17 protein-coding genes are annotated in these 17,712 nt (G+C 56.9%); 14 read left to right on the top strand and 3 right to left on the bottom strand.

Translation table 11 applies throughout. The features are described from left to right. Nucleotides 1-21 precede the first annotated feature (21 nt). The 5 genes from AXF15_RS10205 (at nucleotide 22) to AXF15_RS13615 (ending at nucleotide 5,543) form a co-directional block, all read left to right on the top strand. Nucleotides 22-891: a DMT family transporter gene (locus tag AXF15_RS10205; protein ID WP_066606933.1), complete on the top strand. Its 870-nt coding sequence runs from the start codon at nucleotides 22-24 to the stop codon at nucleotides 889-891. A 112-nt stretch (nucleotides 892-1,003) separates the two neighbouring features. After that, nucleotides 1,004-2,719, top strand: a complete 1,716-nt coding sequence (locus tag AXF15_RS10210) for an FAD-dependent oxidoreductase (protein ID WP_066606935.1) — start codon at nucleotides 1,004-1,006, stop codon at nucleotides 2,717-2,719. Nucleotides 2,720-2,731: 12 nt separating this feature from the next. Next, nucleotides 2,732-4,255, top strand: a complete 1,524-nt coding sequence (locus tag AXF15_RS10215) for a DUF4139 domain-containing protein (protein ID WP_066606936.1) — start codon at nucleotides 2,732-2,734, stop codon at nucleotides 4,253-4,255. Between the two features lie 229 nt (nucleotides 4,256-4,484). Continuing rightward, on the top strand, nucleotides 4,485-4,967 hold the full coding sequence (locus AXF15_RS10220) for a 3D domain-containing protein (RefSeq protein ID WP_066606937.1): 483 nt from the start codon (nucleotides 4,485-4,487) through the stop codon (nucleotides 4,965-4,967). Nucleotides 4,968-5,141: 174 nt separating this feature from the next. Next, complete coding sequence (locus AXF15_RS13615) at nucleotides 5,142-5,543, top strand: DUF4288 domain-containing protein (RefSeq protein ID WP_151192351.1); 402 nt, start codon at nucleotides 5,142-5,144, stop codon at nucleotides 5,541-5,543. 167 nt (nucleotides 5,544-5,710) lie between these two features. On the opposite strand, the gene AXF15_RS10225 is transcribed toward AXF15_RS13615, so the two are convergent. Further along, nucleotides 5,711-6,532 (bottom strand): DUF169 domain-containing protein, encoded by an 822-nt coding sequence (locus AXF15_RS10225; RefSeq protein WP_066606938.1) that lies wholly within the window; start codon nucleotides 6,530-6,532, stop codon nucleotides 5,711-5,713. Nucleotides 6,533-6,837: 305 nt separating this feature from the next. After that, a complete protein-coding gene (locus tag AXF15_RS10230) occupies nucleotides 6,838-8,013 on the bottom strand; it encodes a hypothetical protein (protein WP_066606940.1) in 1,176 nt (391 codons plus the stop codon). Between the two features lie 318 nt (nucleotides 8,014-8,331). Between AXF15_RS10230 and AXF15_RS10235 the strand changes: the two genes are divergently transcribed. From AXF15_RS10235 to AXF15_RS10265, 7 genes are read left to right on the top strand one after another with little or no spacing between them, the layout of a single operon-like run. Beyond that, nucleotides 8,332-9,072, top strand: a complete 741-nt coding sequence (locus AXF15_RS10235) for a GntR family transcriptional regulator (RefSeq protein WP_066606943.1) — start codon at nucleotides 8,332-8,334, stop codon at nucleotides 9,070-9,072. A gap of 16 nt (nucleotides 9,073-9,088) precedes the next feature. Further along, nucleotides 9,089-10,492 carry a hypothetical protein gene (locus tag AXF15_RS10240; protein ID WP_066606945.1) on the top strand — a complete coding sequence of 468 codons (1,404 nt, stop codon included), beginning with the start codon at nucleotides 9,089-9,091 and terminating at the stop codon, nucleotides 10,490-10,492. An 11-nt stretch (nucleotides 10,493-10,503) separates the two neighbouring features. Next, a complete protein-coding gene (locus AXF15_RS10245; protein ID WP_066606949.1) occupies nucleotides 10,504-11,652 on the top strand; it encodes a twin-arginine translocation signal domain-containing protein in 1,149 nt (382 codons plus the stop codon). Nucleotides 11,653-11,700: 48 nt separating this feature from the next. Then, complete coding sequence (locus AXF15_RS10250; protein ID WP_066606951.1) at nucleotides 11,701-13,407, top strand: CobW family GTP-binding protein; 1,707 nt, start codon at nucleotides 11,701-11,703, stop codon at nucleotides 13,405-13,407. A gap of 22 nt (nucleotides 13,408-13,429) precedes the next feature. After that, nucleotides 13,430-14,026 (top strand): MotA/TolQ/ExbB proton channel family protein, encoded by a 597-nt coding sequence (locus AXF15_RS10255; protein ID WP_066606963.1) that lies wholly within the window; start codon nucleotides 13,430-13,432, stop codon nucleotides 14,024-14,026. Then, nucleotides 14,023-14,469, top strand: a complete 447-nt coding sequence (locus AXF15_RS10260) for an ExbD/TolR family protein (RefSeq protein WP_066606966.1) — start codon at nucleotides 14,023-14,025, stop codon at nucleotides 14,467-14,469. Before AXF15_RS10255 ends, AXF15_RS10260 begins: the two co-directional genes overlap by 4 nt. Beyond that, nucleotides 14,462-14,974 carry a TonB C-terminal domain-containing protein gene (locus AXF15_RS10265; protein ID WP_066606968.1) on the top strand — a complete coding sequence of 171 codons (513 nt, stop codon included), beginning with the start codon at nucleotides 14,462-14,464 and terminating at the stop codon, nucleotides 14,972-14,974. Before AXF15_RS10260 ends, AXF15_RS10265 begins: the two co-directional genes overlap by 8 nt. Nucleotides 14,975-15,256: 282 nt before the next feature. Here AXF15_RS10265 and purM read toward each other — a convergent pair whose 3' ends face one another. Next, the gene (gene purM, locus AXF15_RS10270) at nucleotides 15,257-16,324 is read right to left on the bottom strand and encodes a phosphoribosylformylglycinamidine cyclo-ligase (RefSeq protein ID WP_066606970.1); all 1,068 of its coding nucleotides are present in this window, start codon (nucleotides 16,322-16,324) and stop codon (nucleotides 15,257-15,259) included. 64 nt (nucleotides 16,325-16,388) lie between these two features. On the opposite strand from purM, the gene AXF15_RS14075 reads away from it, so the two are divergent. Together AXF15_RS14075 and amrS are read left to right on the top strand one after the other, a co-directional pair. Continuing rightward, on the top strand, nucleotides 16,389-16,679 hold the full coding sequence (locus tag AXF15_RS14075) for a hypothetical protein (protein WP_151192352.1): 291 nt from the start codon (nucleotides 16,389-16,391) through the stop codon (nucleotides 16,677-16,679). After that, nucleotides 16,680-17,699, top strand: a complete 1,020-nt coding sequence (gene amrS / locus AXF15_RS10275; RefSeq protein WP_066606971.1) for an AmmeMemoRadiSam system radical SAM enzyme — start codon at nucleotides 16,680-16,682, stop codon at nucleotides 17,697-17,699. The last annotated feature ends 13 nt before the right edge of the window (nucleotides 17,700-17,712 follow it).

The raw sequence follows: 17,712 nt of genomic DNA on the forward strand, positions 1-17,712 counted from the left end.
CTTCGTCCCCGCGGCACCAGCATGAACGCAAGCGGCGTGATTCTGGCCGTTCTGTCCGCTCTGGGCATGGGCACCATCGGCATCTTTTCCCGGCTCACGGAGCTGCCCGCCGAAACCGTGACCTTTTTCCGGCTTTTTCTCGGAGCCGTTTTTCTGGGCCTTTTTCTGCTCGCTTCGGGCCGGGGAAAACTGCTCCTGCGGCGGCCCGCCCGGAGCGTGCTCATGAGCGGCGGTCTGCTGGCCGGGTTCATGATCTTCTACATCCAGGCCATGAATCTGACCACCATGGCCAACGCCATCATGCTCGTCTATCTGGCTCCCGCTGCGGCTTCAGTCTTCGCCCATTTTTATCTGAAGGAACACCTGAGCTTTTCCGGATGGGGACTCATCATGCTGGCCCTGCTGGGCTTTGCGGCCGTCATGGAGTTTCACCCGCCGTCCGCCCTGGCCGCCGCCGACCGCATGGGCCTCGTTTTGGCCGCTTTGTCCATGCTCTGTTACGCGGGCTTCATTTTGGTCAACCGGATCATTCCGGCGGAGATTCCGGCCGTGCTCCGCGCCCTGCACCAGCTTCTGACGGGCGCGGCCGTCATTCTTCCTTTTTTCTGGCTGACCCGGAGCCATATTTCCCCGGTCAACGCCCTGTGGCTGGCCGGAGCCGGACTGGTACCAGGATTTCTGGCCATCACCTGCGCCGTGGCCGCCCTGAGCCGCCTGCCTGTCGCCGCGTTCGGCACCCTGGCCTATTTCGAACCTTTGACTGTGGTGCTGATCGGCTGGTCCGTGTTCGGTGAAACCCTGTCTTTGCTTCAGACGGCCGGTTGCGCCATGATCATGCTGAGCGGCTGCCTCAAGGCCGCGCTCCCGGCGAAGCGTCCGGCCGGCAGCTGAAATCCGCATCATACGCATCCGGACCGGTCCAATCCCAAAATTTTTCTCCTACCCCTTCAGGACAATTTGCGCTACGCCAAGCGGTATCTTGGCACAAACAAAGGAGGTTCTCATGTCACGCAAGATAGTCGTCATCGGCGGCGTCGCTCTGGGTCCCAAGGCCGCCAGCCGCATCACACGCATGGATGCGGACGCGGAAGTCACCCTGGTGGATGCGGGTTCGCTCATATCCTACGGAGGCTGCGGCATTCCCTACTACATCTCCGGCGACATCAGTGACTATCAGCAGCTTCAGGAGACAAGCTTCCACATGGTCCGGGACGCGGACTTCTTCCGGGAGTGCAAGCATGTGAACGTCATGACCGAAACCCGCGCCCTGTCCATCGACCGCAAGGCCAGAACCGTACTGGTCCAGACCAAGGACGGCGAGCAGAAAACCCTGCCCTACGACAAGCTGATCCTGGGCACGGGCAGCACGCCCCGCAGCCTGCCCATTCCCGGCAAGGAACTGGCCAATGTGTTCACCGTAACCACTCTGGAGCAGGCCATCCGCGTCAAGGAGCAGATTTCATCGGGAAAGACCGGTTCCGCCGTCATTGTGGGCGGAGGCCTCATCGGGCTGGAGATGGCGGAGGCTCTGGCCGACATGTGGGGCATTGAAACCACCATCGTCGAAATGGCCGACCAGATCATGCCGGGCTTTCTGAGCCCCGCCCTGGCGAAAATCGCCCACAGGCATCTGGCTGAGCGCGATGTCGCGCTGTACACGTCCGAAACGGTGCGGGCCATCGAGGGCGAGAACGGCCGGGCGGCCCGCGTGGTCACCGACCGGCGCACCCTGAAGGCCGATCTGGTCATTCTGGCCGTGGGCGTGATCCCCAACGACGAACTGGCCCGGCAGGCCGGACTCCTGTGTTCGGACCGGGGCGGCATAGTGGTTTCCAAGACCATGCAGACTTCGGACCCGAATATTTATGCGGGCGGAGACTGCGTGGTCATCGAAAACCTGGTCACGGGCAAGCCCGGTTATTACCCGCTGGGATCCATGGCCAACCGCCAGGGCCGGGTCATCGGCACCAACGTGGCCGGCGGCCGGGAGACATTCGAAGGGGGCCTTGGCACCTTCATCGTCAAGATTTTCGATTACGCCTTCGCGGGTACGGGGCTGACCCTGCCCGTGGCCCGGCGCGAAGGGTTCCACGCCTTCAGCACCCAGGTCATGATGCCCGACCACTCCCACTTTTATCCCAAGCGGGATATGGTGGCTCTGGAAATCGTGGTGGAGCGCCCCACCGGCCGCGTGCTCGGAGTGCAGGGCGCAAGCCGCAACGGGGATTCCCTGAAGGACCGCGTTGACGCCGTGGCCGCCATCCTGAAATACCGTCCCGTGCTGGCCGACATCTCCAATATGGAACTGGCCTACGCCCCGCCCTTCGGCTCGGCCATGGACGTGCTGAACGCCGCGGCCAATGCCGCCGAAAATATTCTGGCCGGACGGAGCATACCCCTGACGCCCGAGGAATTCATCCGGCTGTGGGAAAACCGCGAGCAGGAAAAACTGCTGTGCATCGACACCCGCGAGTGGAGTAACGCGGAGCCGTATGTGGGCCGGCATCCGGATTTCTGGAAGAACATTCCGCAAGGACAAATCCGCAACCGGCAGGATGAGATCCCCAAGGACAGGAAGGTGGTGCTGGTATGCAATTCCGGCGCGCGTTCATACGAATCCCAGGTCATTCTGCACCAGGCCGGAATCATGGAACCGCTCAATCTGCAGGGCGGTATGGGCTTCATCAAGGAACTGGGCCTTGATCCCAAGGACGAGTAACCCGGAGGAAAAATGTACCTCATCTTTGTCTTGCTTCTGATGCTGTGCCCTGCGGCCCTCTGGGCCGCACCGGTCCAGGTCACCCTTTTTCCGGATTCGGCCCAGGTGAAGGAAGTGACCTCCATTGCCGCCGAGCGGACCGATGACGGATTTTCCTCCGCCCTGCTGATTCTGCCCGGACAGGCGGACCCGGCCACCTTGAGCTTCGCCGGACTCTCCGGCGCGGCCATCGCCGATCTGACCTGGACCCGGCGCCAGGAACGCAATCAGGCCGCCCTGACGGAACTGAACGCCCGTCTGGCCGAATTGCAGGCTAAACGGAACACCCTTCTGGCAGATCAGGAATCCATTCAGGGCCGGATGAACTTCTGGAAAGCCCAGGCCAAGCCCGCCGAGCAGACTCCGGCGGCCATGCGCGAACTGGCGGCGGAACTGGGCAATGCCCTGCGCGCCGATGCCGAGGCCCTGTCGGCCGTCCAGACACAGATCGAGAAGCTGGACGGCCGGATCGCGGAAGTGGAAAAAAATCTGGAAGAGGCGGCGGGGAAGAACCGCAGCGTCTGGGATGTGACCGTGCTTTTCTCCGGAAACGCGCCCAAGGAGCTGAACTACGCTTACACCATGTCCGGCTGCGGCTGGCTGCCGCTGTACAGGCTGGAAGCGACCCCGACCCGGAAGACAATCCGCTTCTCCTGGCAGGCCAAGGTCTGGCAGGGCTCCGGCCAGGACTGGAAGCAGGTTCATCTGCATCTGGCCACCATGCCTCCCGAATCCCAGGCCATGCCTTCATCCCTGCCGGATTGGGAAATCCGCCTTGTGGAGCCCTTTGCCCCCCGCATGGCCATGAAAAATGCGGCCATGATGGATGTTGCCCCCATGGCCATGGAAGCGGCGATAGCTCCCGCCCCACCCCGGGAAGTCCGGCACACCACCTACGCCTCCTGGGACATGGGCAAGCGCAGCCTCCCGGCTGGAGCCACCCGAGTCTTCGAGATGGAACAGGCCGACTGGCCCGCCGAGTTTTCCTATCTGCTCCGCCCAAGCCTGGACACGAAAGCCTTTGTACAGGCCAAGGTCGAATTTTCTGAGGCCAAGGAACTGCCCGCCGGATCGGCCTTCTTTCTCATTGACGGGGCCACTGTGGACAAGCGCAACTTCTCCTTTTCCGGCAAGAAGGAAACCTTCTTTTTCGGCACCGACCCGTTTGTGACCAGTCAGGTCGTCCTCAAGGACAAAAAAACGGGGGAAAAGGGAATCTTCAAGCAGAAACAGAACTTTGTCAGGGAATGGAGCATGGTTCTGCGTAACGCCTCCAGCCGCGAAATTCCCTTCCGGCTGGAAGAAGCCAAGCCCCTTCTCCGCGACGAGCGCATCAGGATGGATCTGTCCGCATCTCCCGAGCCTCTGAAGGAAGAAAAGCCTGGAATACTGGCCTGGGAGGGCTCCCTGGCCCCCGGAGCGGAACGGGTCTTTACCATCAGCCTTAAATTCGAAGCCCCCGAAGACCTGCAGGTCGATCCGGGCTGGCACTGGTAATCACGGAGCTCCAACCCGGTCCCATCCACCTTGGCACAACGGGTTGGAGCCTTTCCCGGTCAGTGAAATCCACACCTGTTTCCACCTTTTTCTTCAGGGTTGCCTCAGCCTTTTTCTTGGACTAGGTTTGAGACATCTTCCGATTCTGATTTTTTCCCATCGCCGCCATTCTTCATTCATTATCCACCATTCGTCCGGCCGGCGGCGCCACCCAAACACAGGAGCATGCATGAATAGTCATGGAGCTTTTGTCGTTACCTCCCTTCTCTTTGTCCTTCTGGGCTGTCTCGTGGGCTTTGGGGCCCATACCATAGCCAAGCAGGATGCCAGAGAATACTACCTCCCCCGTATTGAGGCATTAAGCGAGGAACGGCAACAACTCGTCCGCCAGATGGCGGAACTCAAGGACATCAAGATCAAGGAAGTGACCCTGACGGCTTACAGTCCCACAATGAGGGAATGTGGACCCGATCCGACCACAACGGCCAGTATGGTCAAAGTCCGCCCGGGCATCATCGCGGTCAGCCGGGATTTGTTCGATCAGGGCTGGGTTTTTGGTAAGAAAGTCTATATCAAAGGACATGGCGTGTACGAGATCGCGGATCTGATGAGCAAGCGCTACACAGACCGCATGGACATCTTCTTTCCCGAGACCGAGGACGCCAGACAGTTTGGCATCAAGCAGGTGACGGTGGCTCTGCTGGCGGGCTGATGCTTGTGAATCTTAACGTGAAAGGGTCGGAATGGGTTACTCCGCTCTGCCCGGAAAAATACGAAAGCCCCGGAAACGGGGCTTTTTTATAGAATATTCGGCAGTAGTCCTGTTTTTCAGAAACAACAGGACAAGAAATGGTAAATCACGTATGTATAAATATAAGTGTCAATAATGCCTTGGTACACAGCAAGCATAATTATATCATGTCGATTAAAGCATGGCCATCAAAAGGTATATCCAGTTTACGAAAATTTTACACTTTTTGAAGCAGAAAATCGTAGTGATGCGATAAAAAAAGCTGAATCATATGGTAAAAGATATGCCGAAGTTGATGATCAACTCCAATTGAATGGAGAGGAGGCTTACTGGAAATTTGAAGGAATAAGAAAGTTGATAGAAATAAGGAATTATTTTTCTGATGAGTTGGACATTGATGGGCCGAGAAGCGGAGTCGAATTGAGCTATTCGTATATGGAGGTAAACAGTGAAGAAAAAATTTTTGCACTGGCAACAGGAAAGGCCGTCAACGTTCGATATGTAGACATGGCCGATGATGACCTTCAATCCTGTTAGGTGGTCTCGCTGTTTATCTTTTCAGGCTCCGATAACATCTGGACTACCACGGAGTTGAGGTATTGTCTTTTCATTGAAACCGATGCGGTCGGTTTCATGGAACTCATCCCCCTGAAACCGGCCGCATGACCGGGATCAGAGGATGTTTTGACTGACCAGTGCCCAGATCAACAGCCGGTGCGGTTGTCCGTGAGAGCGGTTCCTGTACCGCCTTCATGTTTTTTGAACACAATGAGCGGACAGTTCTTGCATATATCCGCACCAGGGAAACCGTCGCCGGGACGGGTGATGGCTGCGCTGCCCTTCTGCCGGATGCGCTCCTGCATGCGCCCGTATACTTGGCCTATCTGGGAGCCGGGAATCATGACGTTGATTTCCCCTCGTTCGGTCTTGCCGGAGTTATAACTTCCGGAACAGGGCGGAAGCATGTTGAAGCTGTTGTTCAGAAAGCTCCACACGCTGCCCCCGCAGGCCGAAGAACTCATGGTCAGGTTCGGGCGCAGAGGGTGAGTGTCAGTGGCGGCCATGTAATCCACCGCCAGATGGTAGGCCTGCATCACGTCACAGTAAAAATGCACCACATCCGGCCCGTCGAAGACATCTGCATCTTTGAGAGGCGCCACGGCAATGCCGATGAGACCCCTGGGCAGTGAAACCTTGGAGCGCACGAAACGTTCACCCTGCTCCATATCCCGTACATATTTGAGCTGTCCCTTGACCTCAGCCTCATCCACTTCCTTCCAGCCGAAAGAACACCGGGCGTTGCTGCACCCAAGACCTTCCACTTCGCTGTACACGATCTTACCCTGCATGCGTGGCGAGATCTCCCACTGACAGTACGTGGTGGGCTTCAGGGGCATCTGATACTCCGTAGCGGCATCCTTGAATTTCCGCACCTCCCCGGCATCGAAGAAGAACTTCACGGCAATGGGATAATGATACAGCCTGAGCTCGCGCATCAGGTCTTCCTGCATTTCCTGATAGATCATGGCTCCTCCTGTTTTCCCGGAAACGGTTCAATACAACGGCGTCTGAATATCGGAAATATTTCCGCAGATGGGAAGACATCGTACAGTTTCCCGCAAAAATCACAAACCAAAGCCCGATCGGTCGTATTTTCAGGCAAATCCACCGGGATCAAAACCCCAGAATCGGCTTTCCCGTCATATCCGGATGAAAGATCGGAGCGCAAAAACAGATAAGGACATGATGTCCTGATGATTTCCGATCATCAACATATTGTATTTTGAAATAGTCCCGCATCATAATCTCGTGAGATTTTAGAACCTGCTCCTTATTGATATTCTCTGGCGATCTTCTCAAAAGCATCCATAAGATCCACAAACCTCTCTCCCGCATCGGGAGGAAAATATCCCTGACGCCGGCTCGCAATGATCAACACGGCATAAAGTTCTCCATTTTCGTAACACGGTCTGGCAAAGTACGAACGCACTCCATGAGGGATAAAGAGCACCCAATCGATGGATTTGATACTGTCCAGAGTGTCTTCCACCACCAGGCTGCTGAGCCCGAACCTTTCAATATCCTGAGCTATAGTCCCTTCATAGGCATGGGTACTGCCCCAGGGCAGCCCGTTAAAGCAGTCTCCCACTCCATACACATCGACCTCGCCCTGATGGGAGCGGATGACAGACAACATCAATCCGTCAATGCCGAATGAAAAGGTCCTCAATACCCTGTTCAGCTCTTTTCTGAGTCCACCATTGTGTTTTCTTGTGATTCTTTCTTTTCCCGATGCTTCATCAGGAGTTCTCTTTTCCACATTTAAAATTGCTATTCTTGCCACACTGCCTTCATGATTCAGACAACATGAAGATATTCTCACCTTCGAGGTAAAAAAATTTCTTATATTATTATGAAGTATGAGTGTTCCAGACCACACGTCACTGTCGATCGCCTGCCTTGCCGACGACAGAAACACATTTTCGAGCTCTCCAGAAACAATATGCCCGAATTGCAACACTTGCTCCGAGCCGCTTGTTCCAAACAATTCATTCGCGGCCTTATTACTGACGATGATTTCTTTTGTTTTTACGTTCAAGATGAAAACAGGATATTCCACGATGCCAAGGGCCATGTGACAGGTAGCGGTAATTCCATCAACGGAGAAGACCTGTGGCAGAATGGCGGGCTTGAGAAATCCGAAATATCCACTCCCATCGGGCGAATCAGGCCACCCCTGCATGATGAGAGGGCAATCCGGTACGGCGTCAATACGAAATGTCACTCCTGCGGCCTGACGGGCCAGAAGCATGTCCCAGAACTCCGCGACCAGCGGAAAATCCTCCCTCTGGATGACCCGCCTGCGAAATCCGGCGTCTTTGAGCAATCGTGACGTATCCTTCCCCAGCGGGGGAAATTCCCAATTATTGAAAGATGTGAATTTCGAACGGGCGACATCGATACGCCATCCCAGACCGGGGAATCCGGAAAGCCACGCTGCATTCATACTCCGGCTCCAGAGGAAGAAGAAATGTTTAGCATGAGAGAAACGTAAAAAGAGCTCAGCCCATTAGCAATTGGCAATATTGGTCGAACCAATATGAGAAGGATACCAAAATTCTGAGTGCTGCAAAACCCGGACTATTTGTAAAAGCCAGCTTCATTTAGCCGAAGCATAATTTGGTCGAACCAATTTTTGAAAGTATCATTTATAAAATTAGTATGTTATATGTCATAGCATCCAAAAGTAAAAAGAATTGTCATAAATATCGTAATACGGTTATCTCTCATCCAAAACAGAGTGCTTCATTTAAGAGATTACCCCATGACCAAACAGGAACTTGCGGAAAAATATATTGAAGACGCCCTGCTCCGAGGCCGCTGGAAGCTCTCCGAACGTCTGCCCGCTGAACGCGAGCTGGCTGTGGAACTGGGCGTAAACCGGGGCACTTTGCGGGCAGCGTTGCAGACTCTCACAGGCAAGGGAATTCTTGAAACCGTCCATGGCAGAGGCACCACAGTACAGACTCTGCCGCAAAAAAGCACTACGCTTCGCTGTACACTGAAAGCATCTCTGGAAGGATTGCATCTGCTTCTTCCGCCGCTCATGCTCTCCGAGTGCTTTTCTGCAACGCCCCTCCGCATTTTGGAAATGGAGCATGTTCTTCCCCAGGCTGGACTGGCACTGCGCGGTGGTGATGCCAAGATTTTTTCCTGGTGTCAGCATCGCTTCTTCCAGCTTCTCGTCCACTGTCTGGAAAACCCGTGCCTGCTTCGGGCTGCGGAAAATATTCTTCCGGACACACTTTTTCTGGAAAGTGCTGTGCGTGATTTCGATCTGTCCCAACGGGAAGAAATTTTCGCTGCTTTAGCCCGCATACTTGGGGAGTTACGCCGGATGGATGTCCGGAAAGCTGGTGAAAGTGCGGCGGGGTATGCAACTCTTGTTCTCGGATTTCTGGAAGCCCGGCCATACCGGCAGAAGGCCGATAGCGGCTTGTCCCTTTCTCATGTGGATTCGCCTGGAAAGCAGGAAAAAGGCTGCCGCACGTATAAAAAGTTCTAACACAGGAGGAAAGCTTATGACTCAGGAGCACATCCCTTATCTGGAAGAACGCAGGCTGGTCAAAAAATGGGCGGGGCCCCTGCCGGCATTGGCAAATCTGGCCTTCACCCTGGCCATTTTTGCCGTAACATGGTGGATTTTTCAAGATCCGCGGGGGATCATGCGCTTCTACACCCCATATGTCGGCTATAACTACTGCCGCTGGTGGCTTATCATCCTGATCTGGATGGCCTATATCTTCGATTTCTGGCCATTCAAACGGGGCTGGGTGCGTAACGCCCATCCCCTTCAGAAAGGAATCGTTCTCTCGCTTGTTTCCGTCGGCGTCATGATTGCGGTCATCCACGGATTTTTTGAAGGCATTCTGGGAAATTTCGCCTTCGCCTATTTCAACCCCGAACAACTCCAGAAGCTGCCTCGCATGACTGACTTTTATGCGACGGAATATGCCGCGCAGGCCAGCATGATGTTCGCGGTCATCGCCTCCTGGATCAGTCCGGCCTGGGTTGTCGCTCTGGAAGGGCAGCCCTGGGACAAGGCTCCTCAGCCTGTACGGGGATTCAGCATCTGGCTGGGGACGTTCTGCGTGAGCATGGTCATCTATTTCATGACCATGCACAACCACATGGGCATTCTGTACTATCCGTGGCAGTATTTCACTTCCATCTGCCCGCCGTACTGGGAGCAGTTCGCACACACTGTATCCGCAAATTTCCACGTCGCATGGATCATGTGCTGCACAGTGGTCGTATGGTTCATGGAGGGCATCTGGGAACGCTACCCTTTCACCATGATCAAAACTCCATGGCTGCGCCGTCTGGCTCTCTTTTTCGGCATTATCACCATTTCCGTGGCTCTGTGTTTCTTCTTCTGGTACATGCAGGAACTGGTGTGGGGTGAATCCATCAGGGGGCATCGCCGGGATGCGGCTCCGGACTGGCGCTGGCTGCATGTCGGTGAAACGGCTATTTTCTTTCTGGTTCCCGCACTCTTTCTCCAGTTTTACTGCGGCAACTGGCCCAGAAAATTCAGCACACCGGTCAATATCCTGATCCGTTCACTCATCGTGACTCTCGGCGGCATCGCCGTATATTGTCTCTATTACAGGTACGCCCACTTCGTCCTCGGCACCCAGAAAGGATTCTCCCATCCTCAACAGTTCCCGATGATTCCCATGATCTGGCTCATCGACATCTGGCTGATCAACTGGTGGTTCATGGATGGATGGCCCGGCTGGCGCCGCGAATTCAAGACATCGACAGAGCTTGCCGACGAACAGCGCGCCCTGGAAGCCGAGCATCGCTGGTCTCCGGCCATGAAGCCCGGACTGGCGGTCGGCATTCTCGGCGGTGTGGCGGTATATTTTCTGATTGTCTGGCTCCTGCCCATTGCCAGTGAGACTTTTACCCTCGTGAAGTAGGAGGCGTTTTCATGAACAGACGCGAATTCTTGAAAGGAGCGGCCCTTGGAGCCGGGATAGGCGTGCTGGGTTCCATGGGCATTCATTCCTACAGCCCCATGCGCATGGCCTTTCTTCCCCAGATCAAACGCAAAATGACCGATATCGGCGTATGCAAGTCCGTGAAGATAACCAACATTTCCGAGACGAGCTGGTTCGACAATTCCATCTTCATGAAGAATGTCACCGGAGCGGGCGGCCTGCTCGTGGACCAGTACACCTTCAACTGGGCGCCTTTCGGCAACGGCAAGGGCATCGGCAAGGGAAGCTATGAGGAAGGCATAGCCAAGATCAAACATCTCCTGCCCAACAGGATCGATGAAGCCTGGGCCATTGCCAGAGAACACAGTGTCGATGCGGACAACGCAGGAGGCTACTCCTGCCTGGTCGAAGTCGAGGACCTCGAAGGAAAGACCACCAAATATCTCTTCGACTGCGGCTGGAATTATGCCTGGATGGATGAAAGCTTCCAGCGCGAAGGCATCGACACCATGCTGGCCAACAACGAGATCGCGGCGTTCATCCAGACGCACGAACACATGGACCACTTCTGGGGATTTCCGGCCGTAACCAAGTATAATCCCAACATCCATGTCATGACGCCGAATACTTTTTATCCACAGGGCAAGCAGTACATCAAGGACAGCGGGCATGTGGGAAAATGGACCGAAGTTTCAAAGGGTCTGCACACCATTCAGCCGGGTGTGGCCCTCTATATGTTCGAATGCCCGATCATCTTCAAGGTCTTTGGCGAAATGTCCATGTACTGCAATATTCAGAATGTCGGTCTGGTGAGCATCACCGGATGCTGCCATCAGGGCATCATTCTCTTTGCCGATACGGCATACAAGGAACTGAAATACGAAAAGGACCAGTTTTACGGCCTGTACGGCGGGCTGCACATATCACCGTTCGATGACTGGGATCCTAAATACGACGATCTGGTTATCGGATTGCGGAAATGGGATATCCAGCAAGTCGGCTGCAACCATTGCACCGGGCTCATCACCGCGCAGAAATTTGTTGACGCAGGCTATCCGGTGGTCAAGGGCACGGCCAGATTCCGCTCCAAAACGGTCAACTATCTCGGCAACGGAGACGTCATCACGTTCCCGGCATAACCCGAAACTTCGCGGGGCATCTCCGGTGCCCCGCGAAATGACATGCACATGGATATCGAAGCACTGCTGCCGCGCCCGCTGGACCCGCAAAGCGGCCTTGAATGCCCGACGATTCTCGGCGCCATGCTCACGGCCAGCCATTTCGAGCGAGCCAAGGCGCGGGCCCTGGGCTGGAGGGGCATTCTGCCTTCCGTTTCCGAAACGCCGGGCTGGACCTGCAAAATAGCCGGCAGCCCGTACGTTTTCGGCCTCGTATTCGCAGGAGAACGCGTTATCGGGGACAAATACATTGAAGGAATATTTCATTCGTATGTTTTCCCCCAGCCCGAGGATGCCCTTCTGGAGCGTTTCTCCCTGGCCGCGTTACATCAGGCCATGGAAGAAGATTATTCGGCGAGGATCCGCCGCATAGGCGCCCACGAGGACACGCTTCAGGACTTTCTGCTCGGCCTCCTGCGCCTGAAAATCAGCCTGGACAAACAGGCGCTCAGCTTGTCTCTCACCGCTCCCGACCACCACCGGACAATCGCCGTGGATGGCGTCGCCGCTGAAGACGGCCGGTGGGTTATCGCGCCCGGCGAATACGACTGCGATGTTCCGGCATTCCGCCTGCTGGTGCGCTTTTTCGGCACGCTGGCGGGCACCATGGAGAAACAGGCCGGTGAGCAGGCCGGGTACTGGCTGAACACAAGCCCCATTCCGGTGCAGGGAGTGGACACCGCCGGAAATTTTTCTCCATGTCCCGGCCGGCATGTCCGCCTCATTCAGCTCACGGCCACTTTGGGCGCGGCGGCCGAACCGCCTGACGCGCGACGTTTGTCGCACCTGCCCTTGCGCCACCGGCCGGCTGTCAACGCAGATGCCTCGCGCCCGGTTCTGCACGTGCTGACCGGTTTTCTTGGTGCCGGAAAAACAACCTTTCTGCGTCACTGGCTTGATTTCCTCCACGGGCGGGAGCGGTACACCGGAGTCATTCAGAACGAGTTCGGCGCGGTCAATGTGGATGCGGCTTTGCTGCGCGGCAGCACCGGAGTGGAAGCGCTGGAAGACGGGTGTGTCTGCTGCTCTCTGGCGGACAGCCTGCGCCCCGGTCTGGAGCGCCTGATTTCATCCATGCCCGCACAGCAGATTATTCTGGAAACCACCGGGCTGGCGAATCCGGAGTCTCTTCTGGCAACCTTGCAATTCCTGGAAGATCTGGTCGTGCCGGGACTGATCATAACAGTGCTGGACACTTGCCGTATGGAGGAAAACGGTTTTCCAGGGGAGGAAATCCATCGGGCCCAGATCGAAAAAGCCGACGTGCTCATACTTTCCAAAACCGATCTGCATCCGGAGCAGGATGTTCATGGCCTTGCCCTGCATGCGGCCGAACTCAATCCCCGCGCCCTTGTACTGTGCGCCGACAATGGACATATCGCTTTCGCGGAGCTCGACGCATGGCTGGAAGCTCATGGCGACTACACGCAGTGCGGCCCCATCCCGGCATTACCTCATACACACGGCAAGTCCGGTATCACGGCTCACACTGTCCGGCTCTCGCCGGAAGCGAGCCGTCAGGCTATCGAGGCCGTCATATCTGCGGCCGGTCCCGGTCTGATACGGGCCAAAGGCATGGTCAGACTGCGGGGAGAAGGCATGTGCATGATTCAATATGCGTCGGGAACTCTGAACTTCGAGAACGTGCCGGAAAACACGCCCCCCAGCGGACTGATCCTCATCGGCTCGGGCCTGCTGCTTTCTGGAACAGAGTGAAGCCCGGACCGGGGAAAGAGGTATGAATTTCTTCCATCAGGGCGGAGTGATGATGTGGCCGCTGGCACTGGTTTCCGTAACCGTGCTGGCCATCGTCATTGACCGGATGCTGCTGTTCTCCTCTGTTCGTTTCCCCGGAAAAAATTTTGCCCGGATTCTGTCCGATGCGCTGGCTTCCAACAACATGGAACCCCTCGTGAGTTCGATGCGCGACATACCCGTACTGAAAGATTTCGTCTTGGCTCTGGAGGCTCCGGACGCCGAGCACCGCGAACGTATTCTCGAAATCAGGGCGGAGGATGTCGTGCGCACGCTGGAAAAACATCTGTCCCTCATGGCCGTCCTGGCCCGGCTGGCTCCTCTTCTGGGGCTGCTGGGAACAATTCTCGGCATGATCGCCACCTTCGCGCATATCGCGGACTCCTCCTCCGGGATCAATATGACGTTACTGGCATCAGGCATCTGGCAGGCTCTGCTGACCACTGCGGCGGGCCTTTCCATCGCCATTCCGTCCCTGCTCGCCCTGCACTGGTTCCGGCAGCGTGTCTCCGATATCGCCGATGCCCTGAACGCGACGGCCAATGCGGCCCTGTCCATACAGCGGATACGGAAGCCATGATCGATGTCCGCCCCCGCAAGATAGACGAGGATGGGCTGGAACTGACGCCGGTTCTGGACGTCATCTTCATTCTGCTGATTTTCTTTGTGCTTGCATCGGCGTTTACTCTGCGCGGCTTCGATCTCGACCTGCCGCCGGCACAAACAGGAGAACCCATTGCGGGCCGGGAGGTGGAAATCCGCCTCATGCGGGACGGAAGCATTCTCTGTGAAGGCGCGCCCCTGTCTCCATACGATCTGAGCAGCCGCATACAGCGAATAGTCAGGGAATTTGCCGCCACGCCGGGACAGATTGTGGTAAAAGCGCACCCGCAGGCTCCGGTGGAAGCCCTGATTGCCATTGTCGATACCGTGCGGGCACAGGGTGGAGAAAAAATCCTTGTAGCCACTTCCAGCCAGAAAACGGACCTCTCCGGCGAGTCTGCGGAAAACACCCATGAATGATTCGGAGCGGCTGTGGACCGGCATCGTTCTGTCCTTGTTCGTTCATTTTCTGTTTGTACTGCACCCGTACCGGACAGAACACGCCCCTCCTTCCTCTATTGCACTGCAAACCGTCATGGAAATGCCGCCCTCTACCGGCCATGGCAGAAATACCCTCCAACTGGGACGCCGCGCAATATCGCAGGACGCCGAACACCACCTGGCGGACGCCCGGCGCAAGGCCTTCGCGGACTATCTGCAGGCCGTGGACGACGCCGTGCATGCCCGCCGTCTGGATTCAGGAAAAACAGACCTGATCGGCGTGGCAAGATGGCGGTTTTTCATTCTTGAAGACGGCTCCTTTACACCACCCATCCTCATGCGGAGTTCCGGCTCCGCCCTTCTGGACGAAACGGCACGGCGCGCCATCATGGCCGCCAGCAAAACAGTCAAACGGCCGGCGATCATCGGATCCGAAAATATCCCCATGACTCTGGACGTCAAATTTCAGCACGATCTGCGCTGAGCGCAACAAACCGGAAATTTTTCGGAATGGGGCCGAAATAGCGGCAAGCGTCCAATCGGAAAGCCGGAGCGCATTGTAAAAAATGCAAAGCCCGGCGGTGGTGAGACGCCGGGCGCGGGGAAAGACAAATTGGAAAGGTTGGGGTCAGCGGAGTCCCGGTATGCAGCCAGAAGTGATCAAGCCTGAGACTCATCAGAATGGCAGGCGAGCCTGAACATTATACATGAACACGGGTCCGGATGCACTTTGCGGGACAGAGGTACCCCGGTGATTCCGGCGCGGCTAGCAGACCTCTTCAGAAAATTCGATCCGCACCTGCTCCTCTTCGCCGACGCGTTCGATGATCTCGCCGATGACCCAGGAATCCTGCTTCAGGGCGGCCAGCCGATGCACCACATCCATGGCCACATCCTTCTTCACGATCATGATATAGCCGATGCCGCTGTTGAAAATCTGGAGCATCTCCTCCCAGGACAGGCCGCCCTGTTCGCGCAGCCACGCGAATACCGGGGGAATGTCCCAGGAACCGAAGCGCACTTTGGCTGTCACGGTCTTGGGCAGCACACGCACGATGTTGTCGTAGAAACCGCCGCCCGTGACATGCACCATGCCGTGGATTTCCCAGTCCCGGGACACGTTGCGCACGGCTTCGACATAGATGCGTGTGGGTTCGAGCAGCACTTCGGCCACGGTTCTGTCCGTGCCCGGAAAAATATCCTCCGGGCCAAGGCCGGATTCGGCGTAGAGCTTGCGCACCAGGGAGTAGCCGTTGGAATGCACGCCCGAGGAAGCCAGCCCGATGAGCACATCTCCCACACCGACAGTGGAGCCGTCCACGATCCTGTCGTTATCCACCATGCCGACGCAAAAACCCGACAGATCATATTCTCCGTCAGCGTAGAAATCGGGCATTTCCGCCGTTTCCCCGCCGATCAGCGCGCACTGCGCTTCCCTACAGCCCTGGACGATGCCTTTGATGACCGCCTCGGCCTTGTCCGCGTCGAGCCGGCCCGTGGCAAAATAATCCAGAAAGAAGAGGGGTCTCGCACCCTGAACGACGATGTCGTTGACGCTCATGGCCACCAGATCGATACCCACTGTATGATGCACGTCAAACAGAAAGGCGAGCTTGAGCTTCGTGCCCACTCCGTCGGTGGAGGCCACCAGGACCGGATCGCTGAACATGGACATGGGCGGCTTGAACAGACCGCCGAACCCGCCGATGTCGTTGACCACACCCTTGGTGTACGTGGACGCCACCAGCGGCTTGATCCGCGAAACGAACGAATTTCCCGCCCCGATGTCCACTCCGGCGTCCTTGTACGCCTTGTCCCTCTGGGAGCTGTGCATTGTCTCTTCCCCGTCAATAAGATAAGTTATCCATACCGCTCATTGAACCAAAACAAGTAAACGCATGCCCTCTCCAAGTAAAGTAAAAACAGTTCTGGCACTGGCCGTCACGCTCCTGACCGGGCTATGTGGTCAGGCTTATGGCGGGGATATTCTGATCGATTCGGGAAAGGACCGGGACACGCTCATGCTGGCGGCCCCCGGCGCCACGGACCGGCAGACACCGCGCCTGCGCATGGAATCCAGCCCGGAAAACGGCACGTTCATGGGCATTGAGCCCGGCGTGCGGCATGCACCGTCTCCAGAAGCCTTTCCCCTCATCATCAGGCCGGAGATCCGGGTCAGGGGAAAATAGATGGATGCTCCAGCGCTCCTGTGGCGATCGGCGGGACAAGACGTTCGCTGTCTTCTGTGCGCCCACTTCTGCCGTATTCCGCCCGGCGGACGCGGCAGGTGCAGTGTGCGCGAAAATCGCGGCGGCTCGCTTGTGAGCCTTTCCAGCCGCAAGGTGGCCGCCCTGCATCTGGATCCGGTGGAAAAGAAGCCGCTGTTCCATTTCCTGCCCGGAACGGCCACCTTGTCCGTGGGCGCTCCCGGCTGCAACATGCGCTGCGCCTTCTGCCAGAACTGGAGCCTGTCTTGTCCATCCACCCGGCAAACCATTCACGGCGAGGCCATCAGCCCGGCCGAACTGATCGGCATGGCATTGGCCTCCGGGGCGGCGTCCATGGCCTACACCTACTCTGAGCCGACCGTCTTTTTCGAGCTCATGGCCGAAACAGCCAAGCTGGCTCTGAACGCGGGCCTCAGGAATATCATGGTCAGCAACGGGTTCCAGAGCCATCCGTGCCTGGAAGCGCTGGGGCCCCTCATCCAGGCCGCCAACATCGATCTCAAATCTTTCAATGACACCTTCTACCGCGACATCTGCGGCGCGCGGCTGCGCCCGGTGCTGAAAAATCTGGTTCATATGAAAAAGGTGGGCTGGCATCTGGAAGTGACCACTCTGGTCATTCCCGGTCTGAATGACTCGGACCGGGAACTGGCGGGAATAGCCCGTTTTCTGCGTGCCGAACTGGGCGAGGATACGCCCTGGCACGTCTCACGGTTTCATCCCGCCTGCCGGATGCAGGACATCCCGCCCACGCCGCCGGACACGCTGCTGCGCGCCGTGGAGATCGGACGGACCGAGGGGCTCTTTTTCGTTTTCGCGGGGAATATGCGCTCCCGCTGGCAGAACACAGTCTGTCCCTGCGGCGCCACGCTCATCGAACGGGAAGGATTTACGGTTCTGCGCTCCATCCTGAAAGCCGGAGCATGTCCGGCATGCGGACGAAGAATCACCGCCGGAGAAGAAAGAAGCGCCCGGCCATGAAAGCGCGGGGCGG

Source organism: Desulfomicrobium orale DSM 12838 (assembly GCF_001553625.1).
Lineage (GTDB): Bacteria > Desulfobacterota > Desulfovibrionia > Desulfovibrionales > Desulfomicrobiaceae > Desulfomicrobium > Desulfomicrobium orale.

Bases quoted from the DNA above. Each gene is read 5' to 3' on its own strand.
- AXF15_RS10225 (WP_066606938.1), bottom strand. From the start codon at position 6,532: ATGATCTATCAGGAAATGCAGGAAGACCTGATGCGCGAGCTCAGGCTG.
- AXF15_RS10255 (WP_066606963.1), top strand. From the start codon at position 13,430: ATGAATTTCTTCCATCAGGGCGGAGTGATGATGTGGCCGCTGGCACTG.
- amrS (WP_066606971.1), top strand. From the start codon at position 16,680: ATGGATGCTCCAGCGCTCCTGTGGCGATCGGCGGGACAAGACGTTCGC.
- AXF15_RS10205 (WP_066606933.1), top strand. From the start codon at position 22: ATGAACGCAAGCGGCGTGATTCTGGCCGTTCTGTCCGCTCTGGGCATG.
- AXF15_RS10230 (WP_066606940.1), bottom strand. From the start codon at position 8,013: ATGAATGCAGCGTGGCTTTCCGGATTCCCCGGTCTGGGATGGCGTATC.
- AXF15_RS10220 (WP_066606937.1), top strand. From the start codon at position 4,485: ATGAATAGTCATGGAGCTTTTGTCGTTACCTCCCTTCTCTTTGTCCTT.
- AXF15_RS10250 (WP_066606951.1), top strand. From the start codon at position 11,701: ATGGATATCGAAGCACTGCTGCCGCGCCCGCTGGACCCGCAAAGCGGC.
- purM (WP_066606970.1), bottom strand. From the start codon at position 16,324: ATGCACAGCTCCCAGAGGGACAAGGCGTACAAGGACGCCGGAGTGGAC.
- AXF15_RS10235 (WP_066606943.1), top strand. From the start codon at position 8,332: ATGACCAAACAGGAACTTGCGGAAAAATATATTGAAGACGCCCTGCTC.
- AXF15_RS10265 (WP_066606968.1), top strand. From the start codon at position 14,462: ATGAATGATTCGGAGCGGCTGTGGACCGGCATCGTTCTGTCCTTGTTC.
- AXF15_RS10210 (WP_066606935.1), top strand. From the start codon at position 1,004: ATGTCACGCAAGATAGTCGTCATCGGCGGCGTCGCTCTGGGTCCCAAG.
- AXF15_RS13615 (WP_151192351.1), top strand. From the start codon at position 5,142: ATGCCTTGGTACACAGCAAGCATAATTATATCATGTCGATTAAAGCAT.
- AXF15_RS10240 (WP_066606945.1), top strand. From the start codon at position 9,089: ATGACTCAGGAGCACATCCCTTATCTGGAAGAACGCAGGCTGGTCAAA.
- AXF15_RS10215 (WP_066606936.1), top strand. From the start codon at position 2,732: ATGTACCTCATCTTTGTCTTGCTTCTGATGCTGTGCCCTGCGGCCCTC.
- AXF15_RS14075 (WP_151192352.1), top strand. From the start codon at position 16,389: ATGCCCTCTCCAAGTAAAGTAAAAACAGTTCTGGCACTGGCCGTCACG.
- AXF15_RS10245 (WP_066606949.1), top strand. From the start codon at position 10,504: ATGAACAGACGCGAATTCTTGAAAGGAGCGGCCCTTGGAGCCGGGATA.
- AXF15_RS10260 (WP_066606966.1), top strand. From the start codon at position 14,023: ATGATCGATGTCCGCCCCCGCAAGATAGACGAGGATGGGCTGGAACTG.